The sequence below is a fragment of the Kitasatospora brasiliensis genome (assembly GCF_032654805.1).
Taxonomy (GTDB): domain Bacteria; phylum Actinomycetota; class Actinomycetes; order Streptomycetales; family Streptomycetaceae; genus Kitasatospora; species Kitasatospora brasiliensis.
Genome location: NZ_JAUOOW010000001.1, coordinates 295,494 through 319,344, shown reverse-complemented (window position 1 = coordinate 319,344; position 23,851 = coordinate 295,494). Strand labels below are relative to the sequence as shown.

19 protein-coding genes are annotated in these 23,851 nt (G+C 73.4%); 9 read left to right on the top strand and 10 right to left on the bottom strand.

Features of this window, described 5'->3' with window-relative positions; translation table 11 throughout:
* Positions 1–314 precede the first annotated feature (314 nt).
* Positions 315–1,922: a PKD domain-containing protein gene (locus QWJ13_RS01335; RefSeq protein WP_316519935.1), complete on the bottom strand. Its 1,608-nt coding sequence runs from the start codon at positions 1,920–1,922 to the stop codon at positions 315–317.
* A gap of 353 nt (positions 1,923–2,275) precedes the next feature.
* Entirely contained in the window at positions 2,276–2,896 is a 621-nt protein-coding gene (locus QWJ13_RS01330; protein ID WP_316519934.1) for an L-threonylcarbamoyladenylate synthase, read from the bottom strand.
* A gap of 119 nt (positions 2,897–3,015) precedes the next feature.
* Here QWJ13_RS01330 and QWJ13_RS01325 point away from each other — a divergent pair, with 119 nt between their 5' ends.
* Together QWJ13_RS01325 and QWJ13_RS01320 are read left to right on the top strand one after the other, a co-directional pair.
* Entirely contained in the window at positions 3,016–4,317 is a 1,302-nt protein-coding gene (locus QWJ13_RS01325) for a cytochrome P450 (RefSeq protein ID WP_316519933.1), read from the top strand.
* Between the two features lie 176 nt (positions 4,318–4,493).
* Positions 4,494–5,219, top strand: coding sequence for an alpha/beta fold hydrolase (locus QWJ13_RS01320; protein ID WP_316519932.1), 726 nt, complete (start codon positions 4,494–4,496; stop codon positions 5,217–5,219).
* A 48-nt stretch (positions 5,220–5,267) separates the two neighbouring features.
* Here the strand turns inward: QWJ13_RS01320 and QWJ13_RS01315 are convergent, their stop codons facing one another.
* Entirely contained in the window at positions 5,268–5,993 is a 726-nt protein-coding gene (locus QWJ13_RS01315) for a GPR1/FUN34/YaaH family transporter (protein WP_316519931.1), read from the bottom strand.
* Between the two features lie 250 nt (positions 5,994–6,243).
* Between QWJ13_RS01315 and QWJ13_RS01310 the strand changes: the two genes are divergently transcribed.
* The 3 genes from QWJ13_RS01310 to QWJ13_RS01300 all read left to right on the top strand — a co-directional run bounded on the left by QWJ13_RS01310 (position 6,244) and on the right by QWJ13_RS01300 (position 8,569).
* Complete coding sequence (locus tag QWJ13_RS01310) at positions 6,244–6,549, top strand: GNAT family N-acetyltransferase (protein WP_316519930.1); 306 nt, start codon at positions 6,244–6,246, stop codon at positions 6,547–6,549.
* Positions 6,550–6,845: 296 nt separating this feature from the next.
* Complete coding sequence (locus tag QWJ13_RS01305) at positions 6,846–7,928, top strand: LLM class flavin-dependent oxidoreductase (protein ID WP_316519929.1); 1,083 nt, start codon at positions 6,846–6,848, stop codon at positions 7,926–7,928.
* 17 nt (positions 7,929–7,945) lie between these two features.
* A complete protein-coding gene (locus tag QWJ13_RS01300) occupies positions 7,946–8,569 on the top strand; it encodes an FMN reductase (RefSeq protein WP_316519928.1) in 624 nt (207 codons plus the stop codon).
* Between the two features lie 142 nt (positions 8,570–8,711).
* Here the strand turns inward: QWJ13_RS01300 and QWJ13_RS01295 are convergent, their stop codons facing one another.
* Both QWJ13_RS01295 and QWJ13_RS01290 read right to left on the bottom strand, forming a co-directional pair.
* Complete coding sequence (locus tag QWJ13_RS01295; protein ID WP_316519927.1) at positions 8,712–10,328, bottom strand: MFS transporter; 1,617 nt, start codon at positions 10,326–10,328, stop codon at positions 8,712–8,714.
* A gap of 229 nt (positions 10,329–10,557) precedes the next feature.
* Positions 10,558–10,980, bottom strand: coding sequence for a Fur family transcriptional regulator (locus QWJ13_RS01290; protein WP_316519926.1), 423 nt, complete (start codon positions 10,978–10,980; stop codon positions 10,558–10,560).
* A 213-nt stretch (positions 10,981–11,193) separates the two neighbouring features.
* Here QWJ13_RS01290 and katG point away from each other — a divergent pair, with 213 nt between their 5' ends.
* The gene (gene katG, locus QWJ13_RS01285; protein ID WP_316519925.1) at positions 11,194–13,407 is read left to right on the top strand and encodes a catalase/peroxidase HPI; all 2,214 of its coding nucleotides are present in this window, start codon (positions 11,194–11,196) and stop codon (positions 13,405–13,407) included.
* 56 nt (positions 13,408–13,463) lie between these two features.
* On the opposite strand, the gene QWJ13_RS01280 is transcribed toward katG, so the two are convergent.
* Positions 13,464–14,156: a response regulator gene (locus tag QWJ13_RS01280; protein WP_316519924.1), complete on the bottom strand. Its 693-nt coding sequence runs from the start codon at positions 14,154–14,156 to the stop codon at positions 13,464–13,466.
* Positions 14,156–15,397: a sensor histidine kinase gene (locus QWJ13_RS01275; RefSeq protein WP_316519923.1), complete on the bottom strand. Its 1,242-nt coding sequence runs from the start codon at positions 15,395–15,397 to the stop codon at positions 14,156–14,158. The genes QWJ13_RS01280 and QWJ13_RS01275 overlap by 1 nt, the downstream gene beginning before the upstream one ends.
* Before the next feature lie 208 nt (positions 15,398–15,605).
* Between QWJ13_RS01275 and QWJ13_RS01270 the strand changes: the two genes are divergently transcribed.
* Both QWJ13_RS01270 and QWJ13_RS01265 read left to right on the top strand, forming a co-directional pair.
* Positions 15,606–16,313 carry an ABC transporter ATP-binding protein gene (locus QWJ13_RS01270; RefSeq protein WP_316519922.1) on the top strand — a complete coding sequence of 236 codons (708 nt, stop codon included), beginning with the start codon at positions 15,606–15,608 and terminating at the stop codon, positions 16,311–16,313.
* A gap of 150 nt (positions 16,314–16,463) precedes the next feature.
* Positions 16,464–18,836 (top strand): ABC transporter permease, encoded by a 2,373-nt coding sequence (locus tag QWJ13_RS01265; RefSeq protein WP_316519921.1) that lies wholly within the window; start codon positions 16,464–16,466, stop codon positions 18,834–18,836.
* Between the two features lie 49 nt (positions 18,837–18,885).
* On the opposite strand, the gene QWJ13_RS01260 is transcribed toward QWJ13_RS01265, so the two are convergent.
* Positions 18,886–19,404, bottom strand: coding sequence for a hypothetical protein (locus QWJ13_RS01260; RefSeq protein WP_316519920.1), 519 nt, complete (start codon positions 19,402–19,404; stop codon positions 18,886–18,888).
* A gap of 358 nt (positions 19,405–19,762) precedes the next feature.
* Here QWJ13_RS01260 and QWJ13_RS01255 point away from each other — a divergent pair, with 358 nt between their 5' ends.
* Positions 19,763–21,721, top strand: a complete 1,959-nt coding sequence (locus tag QWJ13_RS01255; RefSeq protein WP_316519919.1) for an ATP-binding cassette domain-containing protein — start codon at positions 19,763–19,765, stop codon at positions 21,719–21,721.
* Positions 21,722–21,745: 24 nt separating this feature from the next.
* Here QWJ13_RS01255 and QWJ13_RS01250 read toward each other — a convergent pair whose 3' ends face one another.
* Together QWJ13_RS01250 and QWJ13_RS01245 are read right to left on the bottom strand one after the other, a co-directional pair.
* Positions 21,746–22,756, bottom strand: a complete 1,011-nt coding sequence (locus QWJ13_RS01250; protein WP_316519918.1) for a JmjC domain-containing protein — start codon at positions 22,754–22,756, stop codon at positions 21,746–21,748.
* Entirely contained in the window at positions 22,753–23,799 is a 1,047-nt protein-coding gene (locus QWJ13_RS01245) for a cytochrome P450 (protein ID WP_316519917.1), read from the bottom strand. Before QWJ13_RS01245 ends, QWJ13_RS01250 begins: the two co-directional genes overlap by 4 nt.
* Positions 23,800–23,851: the final 52 nt, after the last annotated feature.

Below are 23,851 nucleotides of genomic sequence, written 5' to 3'. Positions count from 1 at the left end.
CTTTCGAGAGTCACCTCGCGGGACGAGGGCATGAAGGTCAGCCAGCTCCTGGACAGCTCCCCGAGCGTCAGGGAATGGCTACTGGTCAGGAGCCTCCCGGGTCGGCCGTGAGAAGCTGAGCGGCTCCACTCCGAGGCCCAGGCCGGGAATCAACCTCGGTGACGCGTATCGCGTGGACGGTGCCGCCGTCGATGCCGATCCTGGCCTGCCACGCCTGTTGCCCGCGCCCGCTCCTCGCCCTCCGGTGGCCTCCATGGTCGATGGGGCGGTGCTCCGTCACGGAACACCGCCCCATCCCAAGGCCTACCAGCAGGTCAGATCGACTGGTAGTAGCCGAGCAGGTCGACCAGGAAGTCGATGTCCTGCCAGCCCTGGTTCCAGATGTCGACGATGCCGCCCTTGCCGCCCGGGGTCTGCGCGACGCCCGCGACGGTCTGGCCGGCCTCCCAGTTGAGCGTCGAGGAGACGGGTCGCTGCGGCACGGTCGGGGTGCCGTTCTGGTAGTCGGACCAGAAGTTGGGGTCGGGGGTGACCGAGAGGAAGCCCGGACCGCTGGTGTTGGTGACGGTGGTGTTCAGCACCCAGGCGTCGACCCGGGGTTCGTGGGTGTCGGCCTCGTGCCGCATCGCGAAGAAGCTGCGGGCGGCCAGCGGGCCGGCCTTGCGGCCGCCCCAGCTGCCGTCCTTGCGGCTGTCGAGGAGCCGGAGCGGCGCGTAGCCCGAGACCAGGGCGGCGCGGCTGTCGGGGGTGAAGTAGCCGACGACGTCGAGCACCACGTCGGTCGGCTTCCAGCTGCCGTTGCGGATGGTGATCTTGCCGTCCGCGCCGACCGGGACGATCACCGCGTTGGCGACGGTCTGCCCGGCGGTGAAGTTCAGGTTGGAGGTGGTCGGCGCGGCCTGCCCGCTGGGGTAGGCGATCAGGTGGCCGGCGTCCTGGGGGCCGGTGGCCGTCAGGTTGAGCGCGACGGCGGTGACCCCGGCCGTCGGCACGCCGTTGCGGCCGGTCATCTGGACGTCGAAGGTGCTCAGGCCGGGGACCTGGCCCTTGGCCGCGCCGAGGCCCTCGCGGGTGTCGACGGCGCGCGTCTGCGTCACCGCCTTGTAGCCGCTGGCGACGGTGGGCGTGAAGTAGCCGGTGACGTCGGCGAGCAGGTCCACCGGCTGCCAACCCGCGTTGAACAGGTAGACGTAGCCGTCCTGGCCGACCCCCGAGAGCACCATGTTCGGGACGGTCTGGCCGGCGACGTAGTTGAGGCTGGACGAATCCGACTCCTCGGCCAGGTTCTTCCAGGCCGCCGTCGAGATGTGCCCGTCCGCAGTGGTGTTGGTGACGGTGACGTTGAGCGCCACGGCGGAGACGCCGGTCGGCACCTGGGCCGTGCCCGCGACCTTCAGGGCCACCGTGCCACGGGCGGGGACCTTGGTGGCGGGGGCGCCGATGCCCGAGCGGGTGTCCAGCAGCCGGGTGGGCGCGTGCGGGGTGAACTCGGCGCCGGCGGTGACGACCTGGACCTGGTTGGAGGCCTCAAGGCCCTGGACGGTGTCCTTGACGGTGACCTTGACGTCGTAGGTGCCGACCGAGGCGTACCGGTGCTTGGTGGTGCGCAGGTCGCTGCCGGTGCCGTCGGGGGTGGCGGAGAAGGTGTCCGTCTTGCCGTCGCCCCAGGTGATGGTGACGTCCATGGTGGGGGAGCTGCCGTAGGGCGGATGGATGATGGTCCGCAGTTCGAGCCCGCGAGCGTCGGGGGTCACGGCGTACAGATCGATGATCGGGTTCCACTCACCCTGCGCGGCCCGCGCGCCCTGCGCCGGCGCCGCCGGCCCGGTCCGCCCGTCGGCCTTCGGCGAGACCACCGTCCGCTCGCCGGGGCTGCTGAAGGTCCGGCCCGGAAGCTTCCGCGCCGCGTCCGCCGCGCTCACGGCCGCCGCGCCCTTGTCGGCGGAAGCCGCAGCGGACGCGGAACCCGAAGGAGTCGAAGCACCCGAGGGACCTGCCGCCTGGGCCATCCCGGGCGCGATGCCCACACCGGCCGCCACGACGGCAGCCAGAACCACGATTCGGCGATGACGCACCGATTCCCCCCACGCACAATGTGTTCGAAGTCGAACAGTTTCGGCACTGTTCGAACGCATGGTCAGCGTACAGCTCGTACAAGAAGAGCCGGGCCCCGAAGAACCCCTACCGGCAGACGGAGCCGCCACCGGTAGGAGCCCCTACCGACAGCAGGGGCTCCTACCGAGAGTAGGAGCCCCCACCGACAGTCGGGCGTGCGTCACTCGAAGCGGGCGGGATCGCCGGCCCCCCGCCGGACGATCTCCGGTGCGCCGCCCGAGAAGTCGACGACCGTCGTCGGTTCCGTGCCGCAGTCACCCGAATCCACCACGGCGTCCAGCACGTGGTCCAGCCGCTCCTTGATCTCCCACCCCTGGGTCATCGGCTCCTCCTCGCCGGGGAGGATCAGGGTGCTGGAGACCAGGGGCTCGCCGAGCTCGGCGAGCAGGGCCCGGGTGACGGCGTGGTCGGGGATCCTGACGCCCACCGTCTTCTTCTTCGGGTGCATCAGGCGGCGCGGGACCTCCTTGGTCGCCGGCAGGATGAAGGTGTAGCCGCCCGGGGTCGCGGCCTTGACGGCGCGGAAGACGTTGTTGTCGAGCTGGACGAACTGCCCCAGCTGCGCGAAGTCCACGCACATCAGGGTGAAGTGGTGGCGCTCGTCGAGCCGCCGGATCGAGCGGATCCGGTCGAGGCCGTCGCGGTTGTCCAGCCGGCAGCCCAGGGCGAAACAGGAGTCGGTCGGGTACGCGATGAGGGCGCCGGACCGGAGGCTGTCGGCCACGGTGCCGATGGTGCGGGGCTGGGGGGATTCTGGATGCACATCGAAGTACTTCGCCATTCGGCCGACCCTACGGGATGCCGACGGCCGATCGGCGCAGCCTCGACCCGCGGGGCGCGGCAGCTCGCCGCGGGCCGCGTTCTGGCAGGCCGCCGGGGCCCGGCGTACGGTCGGTCGGTATGGGCTTCGATCAGGCGCGCGCGAACCGGATCTTCCTCCCCGAGACGTACGCCGAGGGGGTGCCGTACGAGCTGTTCCGCGAGCTGAGGGCCGAGGCGCCGGTCTGCTGGGTGGAGGAGCCGGCGGTGGGGGACTGGCCGGCCGGCCCCGGCTACTGGGCGGTGCTGCGGCACGCGGACGTGAAGCATGTGCTGCGCAGCCCGGAGGACTTCTCCTCGCACCTGGGCGCGACCCAGATCCGTGACCCCGACTCCCCGGCGGACCTGGAGTTCGCCCGGACGATGATGCTCAACCAGGACCCGCCCGACCACTCCCGGCTGCGTCGGGCCGTCGCGGCCGCCTTCACCCCGCGGGCGCTGCGCGAACTGGCCGCGTCCATCGAGCAGCGGGCGGACGAACTCGTCACCGCTGTGCGGCCGTTGGGCCAGGTCGACTTCGTGCCGCTGGCCGCCGACCTGCCCGTGTGGACGCTGGCCCGGATCCTGGGCGTGCCGGAGCAGGACCAGCAGCTGCTGGTCGACTGGTCGAACCGGGTGATCGGCTACCAGGACCCGGACTACGCCGACTCCGCCACCGCCGACCCGGCCCTCCTCACCGCGCCGGGCCGGGCCGCGCTCGCCCGCCGCCCCACCGCCGTCACCACCCCCGACGGCCGCCCGGTCAACCCGCGCTCACGCGCCGCCCTCGCCGACATGTTCGGCTACGCCCACGCCCTCGCCGAGCAGCCGCCGCCCGGCAGCATCGTGGCCCGGATGCTGGAAGCCGGCCTGAGCACGGCCGAGTTCGAGACGATGTTCTTCCTCTTCGCCGTCGCCGGGAACGAGACGCTGCGCAACGGCCTGCCCGGCGGCCTGTACTCGTTGCTCACCCACCCCGACCAGTACCGCCTGCTGTGCCGGCGGCCGGAGCTGACCGCCTCGGCGGTGGAGGAACTGCTCCGATTCTGGCCGCCCGTCCTGGAGTTCCGGCGTACGGCCACCCGGGACGTGGTGCTGGCGGGCCGGCGGATCAGGGGCGGCGACAAGGTGGTGGTCTACCACGCCTCCGCCAACCGCGACCCGTCGGTCTTCCCGGACCCGGACCGGCTGGACCTCACCCGCCGGCCGAACGACCACGTCAGCTTCGGCTTCGGCCCGCACTTCTGCGTGGGGGCGCAACTCGCCAGGATCCAGTTCTCGGCCCTGCTGCGGCGGGTCGTCGCCGAGCTGCCCGGCCTGGAGCTGGTGCCGGGGGCGCGGCCGACCCGGCTGGTGTCCAACTTCCAGAACGGGCTGAAGAACCTGAGCATCCGCTGGGGCTGAGGCTGGGGCTGAGGCGTCCCCGCCCCCGGAGGGCGGGGCCGTACGCGGACCGACCGCAGTCGGTGCGTCGTCGGAACAGGCCGCGGGCCCGCGCCTTCCTAGGCTGGCGAGCGGCGCCGGGCCGCAGGCGTGGCGCGGGCGGCCCCAACACACCCAGCAATAGAAGGACTTCAGTCATGACGACCAATGACACGCCCACCGTCGTGCTGGTGCACGGCGCTTTCGCCGATGCCTCCAGCTTCGCCCGGGTGATCCCCGAGCTGCTCGCCGAGGGCCTGAGCGTGGTGGCGCCGGCCGTGCCGAACCGCAGCCTGATCGGGGACTCGGCCTACATAGCGTCGGTGGTCCGGCGGATTCCGGGGCCGGTCGTGCTGGTCGGCCACTCGTACGGCGGCGCGGTGATCACCGTGGCGGGTGCCGAGGAGAACGTCAAGGGCCTGGTGTACCTGGCGGGTTACGCGCTGGAGGAGGGCGAGAGCCTGGGCGAGCTCCAGGGCGGCTTCCCCGACTCGGACCTGGCCTCCGCCCTGGTGTACAGCCCGTTCCCGCTGGAGGACGGCAGCGGTGAGGGCACCGACGTCTCGGTGGAGGTCGACCGGCTTCCGGCGATCTTCGCGGCCGATGTCGACCCCGCCCTGGCCCGGGTCCTCGCCGTCACCCAGCGGCCGCTGGCCGCCGCGGCGTTCGGCGAGCCGGCGCCCACCGCCGCGTGGAAGACCAAGCCGTCCTGGGGAATCGTCGCCGGCGCCGACAAGACCCTCAACCCCGACGTCCAGCGGTTCGGCTACCAGCGCGCCGGGGCCGCCACCGTCGAGATCGACTCCTCGCACCTGGTGATGCTCTCCCACCCCGGCTGCGTCGCCGAGGTGATCCGCAAGGCCGTCCGGTCCGTCGCCAACTGACCGTGAGGCCGGGCCCGTTCTTCGAGTGGGCCCGGCCCCGCGCCGGGGTTACAGGGTCCGGCGCACGCCCGCCTGCTGCTCCAACCGGTGCAGCTGGCCGGCCAGCCCCGAGTGCATGGCGTCCAGGACGGGGCCGCTGCGCCCGATCCACAGGGCCTCCTTGCCGCGGAGCTCCTCCAGCATCAGGGCGTAGGCGACGTACATCGCGACCGCCGCGAGGAGCATGCCGAGGGCGCCGGCGGCGTAGCCCAGCCAGGTGATGTCCGTGACTCCGTAGAGGCCGGCGACGAAGTAACGCGGCACCGCGATCATCAGGAGGATCCACAGCACCTTCTTCGGCCTCGCCACCGAGGCCATCAGGGCGGCGAAGACGGTGAACACCAGGTTCATCACGCCCAGCACCTGCGCCCCGCCGGGTGAATTCGTCGCCGTGACCAGGCCGTTGGCCAGCCAGGCGCCGGCGAATCCGCCCATCAGCGTCGCCGCGATGACGTCACGGGCGCCGAACGCGAGGATGCTGACCAGCAGTTGGAGCACGAAGGCGGAGAAGAGCGTGAGCGCCACGGCCTGCCGGTGCGCGTGGTCGATCAGGCCGAGTTGGAGGCTGCTGGCCACGGTGGAGGAGATGGCCACCGTGAAGAAGCCCAGGGGCATCGGCGTGGCGATGGGCCGCAGGTTGACCCGGGTCATGGCGTGCAAGTACGGCTCGGGTTCGGTGTCGGTCATCGTCCCGCCCGGCTCGCGCACGTGCTGGTCTTCCGTTGCTGCTGCCACCGTCATCTCGTTCCTTGGTGTCGATACGTGGTGTCCCCGGGGCGTCCGCCCGGTTTCGATCGAGGCTATGAGCGAGGGTGGAGCTGGACTTGTTCTGATGTGTACGGATGTTGTCGCGCCTGTGCCCGCTGCGAACCCGGAGATCTCCGGGGCGGGTCCCGGGGTGTCTCCGAGGCGCGACAATTGTTGATGATTAAACTATAGTAAGTTCGGAACCCGCGGCGACCAGCCGCGACCCTCAGGAGGAACGATGGACCAGACCGTCAGCGACAACGCCGAGAAGTCCCGCTTCGAGATCAGCGACGGTGGGGAGCTCGCAGGCTTCGCCGAGTACCACCGGTCCGGCAACGAGATCGCCTTCATCCACACCGAGATCGACCCCCGCTTCGAGGGCCGCGGCCTGGGCAGCCGACTGGCGCGCGCAGCCCTGGACGCGGCGCGCGAGCAGGGGCTCGCGGTGCTGCCCTACTGCCCCTTCATCCGCGGTTGGATGACCAAGCACCCCGAGTACTCCGACCTGGTTCCGGCCTCCCACCGGGCGCGCTTCGGCCTCTGAGGCACCCTGAGACGCCTTGAGACGCCTTGAGACGCCCTGAGGCGCTCTGAGACGCCTTGAGGCGCTCTGAGGTGACTGAGTCGCCGCCGCGTGCATGCGGGCTCGGGCCCCTGGACGGGAAGATCCGTCCGGGGCCCGAGCCCGTTTCAGTTACGGCGGCGCACGGCCGACGGGCACCGAGTGCGCTGCCGGGCAACCGGTGATGCGCTGCGAAGTCCGTCCCGCGTCGCCGACTGCCTAGGTTTCGCTGGGCGGCCCATCCCGGCCGCCACCACCCCGAGGAAAGGCGACACCCCATGCAGTTCGGGATATTCAGCGTCGGTGACCTGACGGTCGATCCGACCACCGGACGGGAGCCGAGCGAGAGCGAGCGGATCAAGGCGATCCTGGCCATCGCGCTCAAGGCCGAGGAGGTCGGCCTGGACGTCTTCGCCATGGGCGAGCACCACAACCCGCCGTTCGTCCCGTCCTCGCCGACGACCATGCTCGGCTGGGTCGCGGCGAAGACCGAGCGGATCATCCTGTCCACCGCGACCACGCTGATCACCACCAACGACCCGGTGAAGATCGCCGAAGACTACGCGATGCTCCAGCACGTCGCCGACGGCCGCGTCGACCTGATGCTCGGACGCGGCAACACCGGCCCGGTCTACCCGTGGTTCGGCCAGGACATCCGCCAGGGCATCCCGCTCGCCGTCGAGAACTACGCGCTGCTGCGCAGGCTGTGGCGCGAGGACGTGGTCGACTGGGAGGGCCGCTTCCGCACCCCGCTCCAGGGCTTCACGGCCACCCCGCGCCCGCTGGACGGCGTCCCGCCGTTCGTCTGGCACGGCTCGATCCGCAGCCCCGAGATCGCCGAGCAGGCCGCCTACTACGGCGACGGCTTCTTCCACAACAACATCTTCTGGCCGCAGGAGCACACCCGGCGGATGATCGAGCTCTACCGCACCCGCTTCGCCCACCACGGGCACGGCACGCCCGAGCAGGCGATCGTCGGCCTCGGCGGGCAGGTGTTCATGCGCAAGAACTCCCAGGACGCGGTGCGCGAGTTCCGCCCGTACTTCGACAACGCGCCGGTGTACGGCCACGGGCCCTCGCTGGAGGAGTTCACCGAGCAGACCCCGCTGACCGTCGGCAGCCCCCAGGAGGTCATCGAGCGCACCCTCGGCTTCCGCGAGGCCGTCGGCGACTACCAGCGCCAGCTGTTCCTCATGGACCACGCCGGCCTGCCGCTCAAGACGGTGCTGGAGCAGCTCGACATCCTCGGCGAGGAGGTCGTGCCGGTGCTGCGCAAGGAGTTCGCCAAGAACCGGCCCACGACCGTGCCGGACGCCCCCACCCACGCCTCGCTCCGGGGCGCCGCCCCCGCCGCCGACTGACCAGGACGGAGTCCCCGATGGAACCGACCTCGCCGATCACGCTCGCCGTGGTCTCGGGCGGGCTCAGCCAGCCCTCGTCCACCCGCCTGCTCGCGGACCGCCTCACCGAGGCCGCCTCCGTCGCGCTGGCCCGCTCCGGCCGTGAAGTCCGGGTGCTGATGCACGAGTTGCGCCCGCTGGCGACCCCGATCTCGCACCACCTGCTCTCCGGCTTCCCGTCGCCGGCGCTGGGCACCGCGCTGGATGAGGTGGGCACGGCGGACGCGCTGATCGCCGTGTCCCCGATCTTCTCCGCCTCGTACAGCGGCCTGTTCAAGTCCTTCTTCGACCTGCTCGACCCCGGTGTCCTGGCCGACAAGCCGGTGCTGATCGGCGCCACGGGCGGCACCGCGCGCCACTCCCTGGCCCTGGAGCACGCGCTGCGCCCGCTGTTCGCCTACCAGCACGCCCTGGTCGCCCCGACCGCCGTCTTCGCGGCCTCCGAGGACTGGGGCGGCACCGGCGACTCGCACACCGGCAGCCTGCCGGGGCGGATCGAGCGCGCCGGGGGAGAGCTCGCGGCGCTGACCCTCGCGGCCCTGGCGAACCCGCGGCCGGCCGACGGCCCGACGCTGACGCCCTCCGCGCTCGGCTTCCACTGACCGCACCGGGCACCCGCCCGCGGCGGTCGCACCCGCTCCCGACATCACCGAGGTGATGTCGGGAGCGTTCGGCATCCCGGAGGCGGCAACAAGGCCGGCCGGTCCGAGTGGACAGGCCGGCCTTCAGGTGCGGTTCCGTGCGTCAATCGTCGAGCTGACGCACCGTCATGGCATGGGCGACGACGGGCTTCTGGGCGAGCAGCTCGCGGGCTTCGGTCTCGAAGGCGTGGTCGGCGCCGGTGTAGCGCCCGTGGTGCTGGGCGCAGTGCTCCGACCAGGACGTCACGGTGAACGTCTCGACGAACTGCTCCGGCTGGGCGGCGTCCCGGTACAGGCCCCAGGAGACGGCGCCCGTGCGGCGCCGGGAGGACTCCACCTTCCGCATCGCCGCGACGAACGCCAGGGCCCGCTCCTCCCGCACCCGGTAGGTCACGGTGACCAGGACCGGCCCGTCCTGCGGCGCCGGTTCGACGGCCAGCCGGGGTTCGGGCCACGCCTCGGAGAGCGAGGGATCGGCCTTGCCGCCGAGCAGCGGCAGGCGGCGCAGCGACAGCACCCCGCCGAGGAGGGCCAGCGCCGCCAGGGCCATCGTCAGGGACACGCCGACGTGCTGCGCGAGCTGCCCCCAGACCAGCGAGCCCAGGGCGTTGCCGCCCTGGAAGACGAGCAGGTAGAACGCCGAGCCACGGGCCCGTACCCAGGCGGGCAGGGCGACTTGCAGGCTCGCGTTCAGGGTGGACAGCGCGGCGATCCACGCCGCTCCGGTCAGCGCCAGGGCCAGGAAGGCGACCGGCACGCTCCGGCTGACGGCCAGGGTCACCAGCGCGCCCGCGAACACGGCCCCGGCGAGCGCCAGCGCGCCGTTGCCGCCGAGCCGCCCCGACATCGCCGGCAGCACCGCGGCGCCCACGACCGCGCCCAGTCCGACGGCGCCCAGCAGGAGGCCGTAGCCGGCGGCGCCGAGGCCGAGGGACTCATGGGCGGACACCGGCAGCAGCGCCCACAGGGCGGAGGCGCCGGGCACGAACAGGGCGCTGCGCAGCAGGATCCGGCGGATCCGGGGGGCGCTGCGGACGTACCGGCCGCCCGCCCGCAGGGCGGCGATCAGATGCTCGCGCTCCTGCCCCGGTCGTGGTGCTCGCGCGGCGGCGCCGGGCCGCCAGGTCGCCAGCACGGCCAGGATCGCCAGGAAGGAGGCGGCGTTGACGGCGAAGGTCCAGCCGACCCCGAGGGCGGCGACCAGGACCCCGCCGAGGGCCGGGCCGACGGCGCGCGCCAGGTTCATGTTCACCGCGCCCAGCGCGGCGGCCTGGCGCAACTCCTCGCGGGGGACGAGCGAGGGCTGGACCGCCTGCCAGGCCGGGCCGTTGAGCGCGTTGCCGCAGCCCAGGAGGAAGGTGAGGCCCAGCAGGGTCCAGGGCCCGAGCTGCCCGGTGAAGGCCAGTACGGTCAGCGCGGCGGCCACCAGGGCCATGGCGGCCTGCATCGCCAGCAGCAGCCGGCGCCGGTCCACGAGGTCCGCGAGGACGCCGGCCGGCAGGGCGAGGAAGAGCACCGGCAGACCGGCCGCGAGCTGGACCATGGAGACCTGGGCGGCGCCGTGTCCGAGGAGCAGCCACTGCGCGCCGACGGTCTGCATCCAGCTGCCGACGTTGGAGGTGAACTGGGCCAGCCACAGGTCACGGAAGACCCGCCGCCGCAGCGGTGACCAGGCCGAGCCGCTCGCGGTGTCGTTTCCTCCGCCGTCGCTCCCGGTCATCGACGCATCACCTGCTCGCCTCATCGCACCCCGCTCGTCGCACGCTGTCGAGGAGAGGGCCGAGGGGAAGCCCGACGACGCGACGGTACGGGGGCGGTCGCGTCGCCGGGCGGTCCCAGGAGAGCCCCTCACTCCCTGTGACTGGAACGCTAGGGCCGAACGGTGCGGCGGGCTTGACCGTCAGCGCCCACCTTTGTGTCGATGCTGCACGCCACCCGCGCCGGGCGGATCAGCCCGTGCAGTGGGCGCAGTCCGGGCACAGGCCCCGGTAGGTGACCTCCGCCTGCGACACCGAGAACCCGAAGCGCTGCTCGGCCGGCAGGTCGGTCAGCGGATTGCCCAGCGGCTGGACGTCGCGAATGGCGCCGCAGCCGGTGCAGATCAGGTGCTGGTGGGGACGGTGCGCATTCGGGTCGTAACGCTTGGCACGCCCGTCGGTGGATACCTCGATGACCTCGCCCAGGGTGACCAGCTCGCCCAGCGTGTTGTAGACGGTCGCCCGGGAGATCTCCGGCAGGCGCTCCGCCGCCCGGGCGTGCACCTCGTCGGCGGTCAGATGCACGTGCTCACCGTCCAGGACCTCGGCCACGACACGCCGCTGGGAGGTGAGGCGCCAGCCGCGCCCGCGCAGCCGCTCCAGCAGGTCACTCATATCGGTTCACCTATTCAGGTCAAGGGGAGGGCCGAAGTTTACCAATGCACATTCGGTGGCTTCCGGTTCCCGATCGGATATGGGGTTGGCGTCATTCTTGACTTGGATTCCGTCCATCGTAGGATCGGCTCCGGCGCTAGCCTGGAGAGAAACAGCAGGTGCCCCAGGTAGCTGAGTAGACACCGTGATCCGCCTTGTGAGGGAAGGATTCCCATGTCTGACATCCACGATGCAACCGGCGCGGCGAACGCGGAGGGCTGCCCGGTGATCCACGGGCGGGCGCCGCACCCCACCCAGGGCGGCGGGAACCGCCAGTGGTGGCCCGAACGGCTGAACCTGAAGATCCTCGCCAAGAACCCCGCCGTGGCCAATCCGCTCGGCGCGGACTTCGACTACGCCGCCGCCTTCAAGGCCCTCGACCTCCCGGCCGTCAAGCGGGACATCCAGGAGGCCCTCTCCACCTCGCACGACTGGTGGCCGGCCGACTTCGGCTACTACGGCCCGTTCATCATCCGGATGGCCTGGCACAGCGCCGGCACCTACCGGATCAGCGACGGCCGCGGCGGCGCCGGCGGTGGCCAGCAGCGCTTCGCCCCGCTGAACAGCTGGCCCGACAACGCCAGCCTGGACAAGGCCCGCCGACTGCTCTGGCCGGTGAAGAAGAAGTACGGGCGCGCCCTGTCCTGGGCCGACCTGATCGTCCTGTCCGGCAACGTGGCGCTGGAGGGCATGGGCTTCGAGACCTTCGGCTTCGGCGGCGGCCGGGTCGACGAGTGGGAGCCGGACGAGGACGTCTACTGGGGCCCGGAGGACACCTGGCTCGGCGACGAGCGCTACACCGGCGACCGCGAGCTGGAGAACCCGCTGGCCGCCGTCCAAATGGGCCTGATCTACGTCAACCCCGAGGGCCCCAACGGCAACCCGGACCCGCTCGCCGCCGCCCGCGACATCCGCGAGACCTTCTACCGGATGGCGATGAACGACGAGGAGACCGTCGCGCTGATCGCCGGCGGCCACACCTTCGGCAAGACCCACGGCGCCGGCCCGGCCGACCACGTCGGCGCCGCCCCCGAGGAAGCGCCGATGGAGCAGCAGGGCCTCGGCTGGAAGAGCACCTTCGGCTCCGGGGTCGGCGGCGACGCGATCACCAGCGGCCTGGAGGGCACCTGGACGGCCACCCCGGTCACCTGGGACAACAGCTTCTTCGAGACGCTGTTCGGCTACGAGTGGGAGCTCACCAAGAGCCCGGCCGGCGCGTACCAGTGGAAGCCCAAGGACGGCGCCGGCGAGGGCACCGTCCCGGACGCCCACGACCCGGGCAAGCGGCACGCGCCGGTCATGCTCACCACCGACCTGTCGCTGCGCTTCGACCCGGTCTACGCGCCGATCTCCCGGCGCTTCCTGGAGAACCCGGCGGAGTTCGCCGACGCCTTCGCGCGCGCCTGGTTCAAGCTGACCCACCGCGACATGGGCCCGGTGGTCCGCTACCTCGGCCCGGAGGTGCCGAGCGAGCACCTGCTCTGGCAGGACCCGCTGCCGCAGGCCGGCCACCGGCAGATCGGCGCGGCCGACGTCGCCGACCTCAAGCGCCGGATCGCCGCCACCGGCCTGTCCGTCTCCGAGCTGGTCTCCACCGCCTGGGCGGCCGCGTCCTCCTTCCGCTCCAGCGACAAGCGCGGCGGCGCCAACGGCGGACGCATCCGGCTCCAGCCGCAGATCGGCTGGGAGGTCAACGAGCCCGACAAGCTGGCCACCGTGCTGCGGGCCCTGGAGGGCGTGCAGCGGGAGTTCAACGCCCAGGCGGGCGACAAGCAGGTCTCGATCGCCGACCTGGTGGTGCTGGCCGGCGGCGTCGGCATCGAGCAGGCCGCCAAGGCGGCCGGCCTCGCCGTCGAGGTGCCCTTCGCGCCCGGCCGGGTGGACGCCACCCAGGAGCTGACCGACACCGAGTCCTTCGCCGCGCTGGAGCCCAAGGCGGACGGCTTCCGCAACTGGGTCGGCAAGGGCAACCGGCTGCCGGCCGAGTTCCTGCTGCTCGACAAGGCCAACCTGCTGGGCGTCAGCGCGCCCGAAATGACCGTGCTGGTCGGGGGCTTGCGGGTGCTGGGCGCCAACCACGGCGGGGCCGCGCACGGGGTGCTCACCGAGACCCCCGGCGTGCTGACGAACGACTTCTTCGTCAACCTGCTGGACCTGGACACCACGTGGAAGGCCACCTCGGAGGACGCCCACACCTTCGAGGCCCGGGACGGCTCGGGCCGGGTGAAGTGGACGGGTACCCGCGCCGACCTGGTGTTCGGCTCGAACGCCGAACTGCGGGCCGTCGCCGAGGTGTACGCGGCCGACGACGCCAAGGAGAAGTTCGTCGAGGACTTCGTCGCCGCCTGGGTCAAGGTCATGAACGCGGACCGCTTCGACCTCGCGTGATCCGTACCGGCTGAGCGCGGGAGCCCGGGGTGCTTCGTCCCCGGGCTCCCGCGCTGTCATCGGGGCTGCGTCGAGCCCACGCTGACCAGCCCCGTCTCGTACGCCGCGACCACCACCTGGGCCCGGTCCCGCAGGCCCAGCTTGCCGAGGATCCGGGCCACGTGGGTCTTCACCGTCGCCTCGGACAGCCCCAGCCGGGCGGCGAGCTCGGCGTTGCTGAGGCCGCGGGCCAGCAGCGCCGTCACCTCCAGCTCGCGCGGGGTGAGCGTGCCCAGCTCGCGGTGCGGTGCGGCGACGGCGGCCGCCGGATCCTGCGGGCGGGCGAAGCGCTCGACCAGGCGGCGGGTGATCGCGGGGGCGAGCAGCGCGTCCCCGGTGCGCACCAGCCGCACGGCGGCCGCCAGGTGCTCCGGGGTGACGTCCTTCAGCAGGAAGCCGCTGGCCCCGGCGGCCATCGCCGCGTAGACGTAGTGATCCAGGTCGAAGGTGGTCAGCATGATGATCCGCGGCGGCTCCTGCGCGCCGTCCGCCAGGATCCGGCGGGCCGCCTCCAGTCCGTCCAGGCCGGGCATCCGGATGTCCATCAGCACCACGTCCGGCCTGCTGCGCCGGACGGCGGCGACGGCCTGCTCGCCGTCCTCGGCCTCGGCCACCACCTCGATCCCCTCCGACTCCAGGATCAGCCGGAATCCGGTGCGCACCAGCGCCTGGTCGTCGGCGACCACCACGCGCAGCGGCTGCTCGTTCATCAACTCTCCAAGGGGACAAGGGCCGTGACGCGGTAGCCGCCGCGCGGCCGGGGGCCGGTGTGCAGGGTGCCGCCGTAGACGGCGAGGCGTTCGCGCAGGCCGATCAGGCCGCGTCCGTTGCCGGTGGCGGCGGCGCCGGTGGGGCGGCCGCCGGTGTCGGTGACCTCCACCCGCAGCCGGTCGGGGGCGTACTCGACGGTCACCTCGGCGGCGGCGCCGCCCGCGTGCTTGACGGTGTTGGTGAGCGCCTCCTGGACGACCCGGTAGGCGGCCAGCTCGACCCCGGGCGGGACGGGCCTGCGCTCGCCGCGGACGGTCAACTCGACCGGCAGCCCGGCCTGTCGGACGCCCGCGACCAGGGCGTCCAGACGGGCGAGGCCGGGCTGCGGGCTGAGGTCGACATCGGTGGAGGGGGCATCCCCGGTCGCTGCGTCGATCGTCAACAGGCCCATCACCTGCCGCAGTTCGGTCATCGCCGCGCGGCCGCCGGACTCCACCGCGGCCATCGCCTCGCGGGCCTTGTCCGGGGCGGTGTCGAGGATCTTGCGGGCGGCCCCGGCCTGGATCGTCATCATGCTCACGTTGTGGGTGACGACATCGTGCAACTCCCGGGCGATGCGCGCCCGTTCGAGCTCCACCGCGTTGCGCAGCGCGGCCAGCTGCTCGCGTTCCAGGGCGGAGAGCCGCTCCCGTCCCTCGTCCACCCGGCGGCGCCACATCCGCAGTTCGTAGGCGACCGCGAACACCGGCAGCAGCACCAGGACGGCCATCACCCCGTTGGGGAAGTGCGGCAGCTTGGCCTCGGTGAAGACCAGCACCAGCGCGACGGTCGCGGCCGGCAGGCTCACCGCGAGGGCTTCGGGCCGGCGCCCGTACGCGGCGGCGCTGTACGCGGCGACGATCACCGCCACGCCCGCCGAGTAGGCGATGTCCTCGGACTCGTGCCGCACCAGCAGCGCGGCCGGCAGCACCGCCCACAGCACCGCCAGCGGGTAGCGGCGGCGCAGCACCAGCGGCAGCGGGACGAGCGGCACCAGCAGGAGCAGGAGCCCGTGCGGGTCCGGCTGGCCAGGGTCCTGCGCGATGGCCGCGTAGCGTCCGGCGGTGAGCGCGAGGAAGAGGGCGAGGGCCAGGTCGAAGGCCTGGCCGCGCCGGGTCGGCCGGGGCGGCGGCGCCGCGCCCGGGCCGCCGGCCAGGCGGATGGCCGCGCACAGCCGGCGTACCGTCGGATGGTTGATCACCGGGACATTGTGCTGGCCGGGAGCCCCGCGGAACAGCCCCACGGGCGGCGGGCGGGCGCTACATCGGGCGACTACATCGGAAGGATGACGCCGGCGGCCCTACACCCGACGCGGTACGGAACTTGCCGCGGACGGCGGACGCGGGGGCGGACGGCCCGCTCTTACCTTCGTCCTCGTCGCCAGACGGGAATCGACGAGGAGCGGGGACATGAACAGCGATCCGGTGATCGAACTGAGCGGTGTGAGCCGCCACTACCAGGGCGCCCGGGCGGCGCTGGACGAGGTCACGCTGAGCGTGCGGGCGGGGGAGTCGGTGGCCGTGCTCGGCCCCTCCGGCAGCGGGAAGTCCACCCTGTTGAACCTGGTCGCCGGGCTGGACCGGCCGAGCGCCGGGACGGTGACCGTGGCCGGGGTGCGGGTGGACCGGCTGGGCGAGGCGGCCTCGGCCCGCTACCGGCGCGGCACGATCGGGATGGTGTTCCAGTTCTTCAACCTGCTGGACGACCTCACCGTGGCCGACAACGTGGTGCTGGCCGGCGAACTGGCCGGAGTCCCGCGCGCCGAGGCCCGGCGGCGGGCGGCCGAGCTGCTGGCGGCACTCGGCATCGACCGGCACACCCGTGCCCACCCGGGTCGGCTCTCCGGCGGCGAACGCCAACGCGTCGCGGTGGCAAGAGCATTGATGAACCGGCCGGCGCTGCTGCTGGCGGACGAGCCGACCGGCGCGCTGGACTCGGCCTCGGGCGAGGACGTCAAGGAACTGTTCCGGGACCTGCACGCGGACGGGCAGACCATCCTGCTGGTCACCCACGATCTGGCGCTGGCCGAGGACTGCGCCACCCGTACGGTCCGGATGCGGGACGGCCGGGTCGAGGCGGACTCGGCGACGGTTTCGGCTCTTGGAGCGCAGGCATGAGTGAGCGGAGCGAACTCATCATCAAGGGGTGCGCGTTGCGCGAAGCGCCTGCCGAGCGCAGCGGGGTGGGCGCATGAGTGAGCGGAGTGAACTCATCATCAAGGGGTGCGCGTTGCGCGAAGCGCCTGCCGAGCGCAGCGAGGTGGGCGCATGAGCGCCCTGGGCAGGGTCGTGCGGGCCGGTGTGCGCAGGCGCCGGACGCAGTCCGTCGCGGTCGGGTTGGCCGCGCTGGTCGCCACCACGTGCTCCGTTCTCGGCGGCTCGCTGCTGGTCGCCTCCCAGGACCCCTTCGACCAGGCCTTCGCCGGTCAGCGCGGCGCTCACCTCACCGCCCGCTTCGACGGCGCCAGGGCGAGCGCCGAGCAGCTCGCCGCGACCGCCCACGCCGCCGGGGTGGCGGACGCCGCCGGGCCGTACCGCACCGTCGGCGTCGACCCGGAGCCCGGCCCCGGCTACGACCTGCCGCCCGGGGCGAGGATGGCGCCGATGACCGTCACCGGACGCGCCTCGGCCGCCCCGGGCATCGACAACATCACGCTGACCCAGGGGAGTTGGCCGCAGCATCCGGGCGAGGTGGTGATCGACGACCGGTACGGCGACCGGCCCTCGTCGCCGGGCGGCAGCCTGCGCCTGCCCGGCCTGCCGGGAGCGCCGACCCTCAAGGTCGTCGGCTTCGCCCGCTCCGTCAGCCGGACCTCGGACGCCTGGGTCACCCCGGACACCGCCACGGCCCTCGGCGGCGCCTCCGGCTACACGATGCTCTACCGGTTCACCGACGCCGGCAGCACCGCCGCGATGGAGGCCGACCGGGCCGCCGTCGCGGCCGCCGCCCCCGCCGGGGCGCTCACCGGCGCCCAGTCCTGGCTCACCGCCCAGCAGGGCTCGGACCGCAACACCGCCCTGTTCCTGCCCTTCGTGGTCGCCTTCGGCCTGCTCGGCATGGCGATGTCGGTGCTGGTCGCGGGCAATGTGGTGGCCGGCGCGGTCGGCACCGCCACCCGGCGGATCGGCGTGCTCAAGGCGCTCGGCTGCACCCCCGCCCAGGTGGTGCGGGCGTACGTCGCCCAGGCGCTGATCCCGGCCACCGTCGGCACCCTGCTCGGGGTGGTCGCGGGCAACGCGCTGACCGTCCCGGTGCTCGCCACCACCGGCTCGCTGTACGGCACCGACACCTCCGGCCTCGCCCCCTGGGTGGACGTCGCGGTGGCCGGCGGAACGCTGGCCGCCGTCGCGCTGGTCGCCTGGGCGGCCGCCGCTCGGGCCGGACGGCTGCGCACGGTGGACGCGCTGGCCGTCGGCCGTACCGGCGGCGGCACCCGGCGGGACGCTCTCGCCGCCCGGGCCGCAGCCCTGGCCGCCCGGCTGCCGCTGCCCCGCCCGCTGAGCCTCGGCCTCGCCCAGCCCTTCGCCCGCCCGGCCCGGTCCGCCGGGATGCTCGCGGCGGTGCTGTTCGGCACGGCGGCGGCCGTCTTCGCGGTGGGGATGGGCGGGACGATGAGCTGGGTGCAGCAGGCGAAGTCGCGCGACGCCGGGGACGTCCTGGTGCACCCGGCGCGCCCGGACGGCCCGCCCGGGGCGATGCCGGTGGACCGGCCCGTCCCCGCCGACCGGGCCGTGGTGCGGGCCGCGCTGGACGCCCAGCCGGGTACGGCCGCCTACTTCGGCACCGGCACCGAGGAGGCCACCGTCCCCGGGGTGGCGGGCAGCACCCTGGTGACCGCCTTCGACGGCGACTCCTCCTGGGCCGGCTACCGGATGGCCGCCGGGCGCTGGTACCGGGGTCCGGGCGAGGCCGTCGCCCCGGCCACCTTCCTGACCGAGGCCTCCGTCGGGCTCGGCGACCAGGTGACCTTCACGACCCACGGCCGGGCCGTCACCGTCCGGATCGTCGGCGAGGTCTTCGACCCGCACGTGCAGACCAACGAGCTGTTCACCGACGCCGTGAACTACCCGGCCGGAGCGGCCCCGAGGCCGGACTTCTGGACCGTCGAGCTGAAGCCCGGCACCGACCGCGCCGGCTACGCCACCGCCGTGGGCGCCGCACTCGCCCCGGCGCACATGGCCGTCGACACGGGCGGACCGCACGGCTCCAGCGACTCGATCGCGGCGCTGAACTCGCTCACCGCCACGCTCACCCTGCTGCTGCTCGTGGTCGCCGGGCTCGGGGTGTTCAACACCGTCGTCCTGGAGATCCGCGAGCGCACCCGGGACATGGGCGTCGCCAAGGCGCTCGGCATGACCCCGGCGCAGACCGTCGGCGTCGTCCTCGCCTCGGTGGTCCTGGTCGGGGCCGTCGGCGGCGCGATCGGCCTGCCGGTGGGCCTGGCGCTGCACGGCGTGACGGTGCCCGCGATGGGCCGCAGCGCCGGGCTGAACTTCCCGGCCGCCGCGCTGGACGTGTTCGGCACCCCGGCGCTGCTTCTGCTCGCCCTCGGCGGGGTGCTGATCGCCCTGCTCGGCGCCCTGCTCCCGGCCGTACGGGCGGCGCGGGCGCGCACGGTGGACGCGCTGCGGGCGGAGTGACGGCGGACGTCCTGGTCGGGCGGAGGCGGTCAGGCGGGACCGGGGGTGCTCACCCGGTCCCGCCGCCGTCCTGCTCCGCGTCCTGCTCCGCCCGCTTCTCGGCCGCCCGGACCTGCTCCGCGAAGGCGTGGCCGTCGATCCGCTCGACCGAGGCCCCGTGCCGGGCGGCCAGTTCGTCGGCCGGGCCGGGCGCGGCCTCCCGGACCTCCAGGGCGAGCAGCGCCCCGCCGTCCGGCACCCGGGGCGAGAGCAGGATCAGCCCGGCGCCGCCCTCGCTCGCCTGGTGCTCCTCGGCCGCGTTGCCGATCGCCGCTCCCGCCGCGAAGCCCAGCAGGACGCCGACCGGCCCGCCGAGCAGCCCGATCAGGCCGCCCAGCACGCTGGAGCCGACGGTGGCCAGGCCCGCGCCCCGGGTGAAGGTGTCCTCGATCTCCAGCAGCCCGTCGGCGCCGCGCTCCATCGCGGCCGCCATCCGCAGGCCCGGCAGGTGCTTCGCCTCGTCGAAGGCCGGCTGCCAGGCGGCGGCGTCGGGGAAGGTCAGCAGGACGACGTTGTGCTGCTCGCTCATCGCGCTCCGATCGGGACGAGGACGGTCGGGTCTCCATCCTGACCATCGGATCGTCCGATCGCATGCCGGGCGGTCCGCCCCGACCGCTCCCGGAATCGAACACAGCGGACCTCCCCGGTGATCGATAGCCACCAACTCGCCGTCACCGACACGGATTTACCCGGATCGAGTGAGACCGGCCCGGACACGCCGGACGGCCCCGCGGACCGCTGCCAGGATCGGGGTCCGCACCGGCAGACCACCCCCGCAGAGTGCCCACCGGCACCGCTGCCGACCCACCGCGCCCACACCCGGCGGTGAGGGCTGCCCGGGTGCGGATCCGCCGCGGCCACCCGCCGCCGTACCAGGGAGGAACACTGTGTCCCAGCAGGTCGTGAAACCCGAGGAACCCCAGGTCAGGACGGACGAGAACGAGAGCGCGCACGACGAGGAGCTGCGGCTGCGCTTCCCCGGCGACCGCCGCGCCCAGGCCGGCGCCTCGATGTCGGCGAGCGCCATGCTGCGCCGCCTGCCGCACCTGGTGCGCCGCGCCATGATGCTGGCCTGGGCGGCGGACCGGACCTCCAGCGTGCTGCTGCTGGTCTGCCAGGCGCTGGCCGGCGTGTTCGGCGCGCTCGCCCTGTACGCCACCACCGGCACCCTGGGCGCGCTGCTGGTGCCCGGACCGGTCACCGAGCACCTGCGCACCGCCGCCCCCTCGCTGCTGCTGCTCACCGTCTCGGCCGCGCTGCGCGCCGTGCTGGGCATCGCCGTGGTCGGTCTGTCCGGGCGGGTCTCGCCCCGGATCACCCGGGAGGCGGAGCTGGCGCTGATCGCGGCCGGCTGCGCCGCCGAGCTGAAGGCGTACGACGAACCCGCCTACAACGAACAGTGGGAGGCCGCCGACCGGGGCGCCTCCACCACGCCCGACCTGCTCTCCAACGCCCAGGACGTGATCGCCTCCACCGTCTCGCTGGCCGCCGCCGCGGGTGTCCTGGCCACCCTGCACCCCTGGCTGGTGCCGCTGCTGCTGCTCGGCTCGGTGCCCACCGGGGTGGGCGCGGTGCGCACCGCCCGGATCCACTACCTGGCGGCGGTGGCCACCGACGAGGACCGCGGGGCGCTGCGCGTCTACCGGTGGTACCTGATCGACAAGAACCGTGCCGACCAGGTCCGTTCGGACCAGGTCACGCCCTTCCTGATGGCCAAGTACCGCCGCGCCGAGGAGAAGATCGTCGCGGCCGCCGACCGGGCCACCCGGCAGGCCGCCCAGGTGTCGCTGCTGGCCGCGCTCGGCACCGGCGCGGGCAGCGCGCTGATCTGGGGCGTCCTGCTCTACCTGGTGGGCGCCGGCCGGATCGACCTGGCCGCGGCCGGCACCGCCACCTTCGCGCTGCGCACCGCCGCCTCCGGCCTGCACGGCCTGGTCGGCAACGGCGCCCGGCTGTACCGGATGGGCCTCTACCTGGACGACTACTTCACCTTCCTGGACGAGGCCGGCGGCCACCGCATCCGGCGCGGCCGACTGATGCCCGGCGCACCGCAGTCGGTCGAAGTGACCGACCTGATCCACCGCTACCCGGGCGAACAGCAGGAGCCGGCCCTGCGCGGGATCAGCATGACCCTGCGGGCCGGGGAGGTGGTCGCCGTCATCGGGCAGAACGGCAGCGGCAAGTCGACCCTGCTGAAGCTGCTCTCCGGCCTCTACCTGCCACAGTCGGGCCGGATCACCTGGGACGGCGTGCCGGTCGAGGAGCTGGACGCGGACGGCATGTGGTCCCGGGTGGCCCGGGTGCCGCAGGAGTTCGCCCGCTGGCCGCTGGGCGCCGCCGAGAACGTCCACCTGGGCCACCCCACCGAGCGGCTGATGGCCGACGTCGAAGCCGCGGCCGCGCGCACCGGCTTCGACGAGATCGTCGCCCGGCTGCGCTCCGGCTGGCGCACCCTGCTGGCCCAAGGCTGGTGGGGCGGAGCCGAGTTGTCCGGCGGTGGCTGGCAGCGCGCGGCGGTGGCCCGGGCGCTCTACCGTACGGTGCGCAGCCCCGGCCTGCTGATCCTGGACGAGCCGACCTCCGACCTGGACCCGCGCGCCGAGCACCGCATCCTGCACGCCCTGCGCGACCTCGCCCCGGGCCGGATCACCCTGCTGGTCACCCACAACATCGCCAACGCGGCGGTCGCGGACCGGGTGCTGGTGATGGACCAGGGCCGGATCGTCCAGTCCGGCACCTGGTCCGAGCTGGCCGCCCGCCCGGACGGCCTGTTCCGTGAACTGCTGGACCTCCAGCGGGACCGCGCGGTGCCCGCCCAGCGGACGGGTGCGGGGGAGGCCGACTGATCCGTACGGCGGTCAGGCGCGGTTTCAGGCGCGGGCCGCGTCGCGCAGCCTGCGCCAGGTGCGGCTGACGAAGGCCGGCCCGGTGCGTCCGGCGACGGGCGCACCGGGCTCCCAGGTCCGGGCGGCCGCGGCGAGGGTCTCAGGCTTCGTCGTCGCTGGACCGGACGCCTCGGCGGCGCGGGCGGCGCGCAGCAGCTCCTCCGGCCCGATCGCGTCGAGCCGTGCCCGGACGTGGTCGAGCAGGGCGGCGCAGGCGTCGGCGATCGCGGCCTCGCCGAGCGGGCGTGCCGGGAGCGCCAGGCCTTCGGCCAACTCCCGTTCCAGGGCGGTGCGCAGGTCCTGGACGGAGAGGTCGCGGACGGTCAGTGAGAGGTGGGCGGAGAGCCCGCCGGCGCCGACCGCGCGGTGGGCGAAGCCGCGCGGGATGTAGAGCACGCCGCCGGGTTCGAGGACGCCGTGCAGCCGCAGCGGGGAGTGCTCGTCGTCCGGGAGTTCGCCGAGCCGCCAGTCCGCCGCCGTCGGCGCGTCGTGGACGTACCAGGTCTTCCGTCCGTCGGCCTGGAGGACGAACACGTCGGCGTCGTCGCGGTGCACCGCGAGGCCCTGGCCGCCGGCCGGGGTGACGAAGAAGAAGGCCTCCACCCGCCGGTCCAGCTCCTCGGACAGCCGCGCCACCAGTTCGCCGGTCGGGCGGTGCCACTGATCGACGCGGCGCAGCAGCAGGGTCGCCCCTTGGCGCAGCAGGGCGAGGACCTTGGCGCGGTCGGCGAAGCCGTGGTGGGTGACGCCGTTGATCGCGCGGGCGGTGGTGAAGGCCTCGGGCGGGATGGTGACCTTGTCGGAGCGGACCATCTCCAGGTACGGGGTGCGCAGCAGGCCCCCCTCGAAGGCGGCGTCCAGCTCGTCGAGGTCGAACGCCGGGGCGAGAGCGTCAGGAGCGAAGAGCGCGGGCTCGCGCTGCCACTGCCGACGGGTGAAGCCCTCGACGTCGCCGACCCAGGCGGCGAGCGTGGGCGATGCCGTGGTGTCGCTCATGCCCCGGCCCGAGCCTCGAAACGTGCCGAGAGCAGCGAGCGCAGCGGCACTTCCGCGTCCTGTCGCGGGCTGCGGATGACGATCCGGCTGTCGAGGGCGGCGGTCAGCAGCCGCTCCGCGAGCGGTACGACCAGGTGCTTGGCCCAGCAGCGCGCGCCCTCGTAGCCGAAGGGCATGAACGCGGGCGTCTTCTCCGGGTCCGCGACGCCGTCCCACCGCTCGGGCCGGAACTCCAGCGGGTCCGGCCAGTAGTCCGGGTGGCGGTGCATCAGCAGCGGGAGGAGCACGACATCGTCCTCGGGCCGGATCTCGGGGTGCAGCGCGGTGTACGCCGTACCGCCGTTGCGGTAGAGCATCCAGGCCGGCGGGAGCAGCCGCAGCGTCTCCCAGAGGACGGGGGTGAGGCTCTCCGGCCGTTCCCGCTCCGGGCCCATCAGCCACAGGGCGTTGCCGGCGAGGGCGGCCACGCCGTCGCAGAGGGTGGCCGTCGCCCGCCGGTACATCGCGACGGCCTGCTTGCGCTCCAGCGGGTCGGCGGCGTCGCGGATCAGTCCGGCGAGCGCGGTGCGTCCGTCCTGTTCGGCGCCGCCGGGAAAGACGGTGACGGCGTGGTCGACGAGCCGGGAGAGGGCGTCGGAGCGGGTGATGCCGCGCTTGGACAGCAGCGAGACCGGCAGCGGGTCGGCGCCGAACAGCCAGCGGCGCAGGTACGAGGTGCCCGCGTAGGGCCAGGAGCCGGACATGCCGCGGCCCGGGGGCGGGGGCTTGCGGATGCCCGCCATGGCGTCCTGTCCGAGGGCCCGGATGGTGCGGGTCGCGCTGTCGTGGGGGATCTCGGCTCCGGCGGCGGGCTTGTAGACCGAGCGCTCGGTGGCGAGCACGGGGCGGGCCGCGACGATTTCGGCCATCAGCCGGGAGTCCGCGACGCCGACCTTCGTCGGGTCGATCCGGAATACCTTCTCGTCCCTGGACAGCAGTTCCTGAATCCTCGGGGCGAAGACGACGGAATGGCTGCGCGGTATCGCCGGTGCCATTTCTGCCATGGGAATCGGTCCTCCATTTCGAAATGGCGGTGAAATGCCTTCGGTGCGGCGC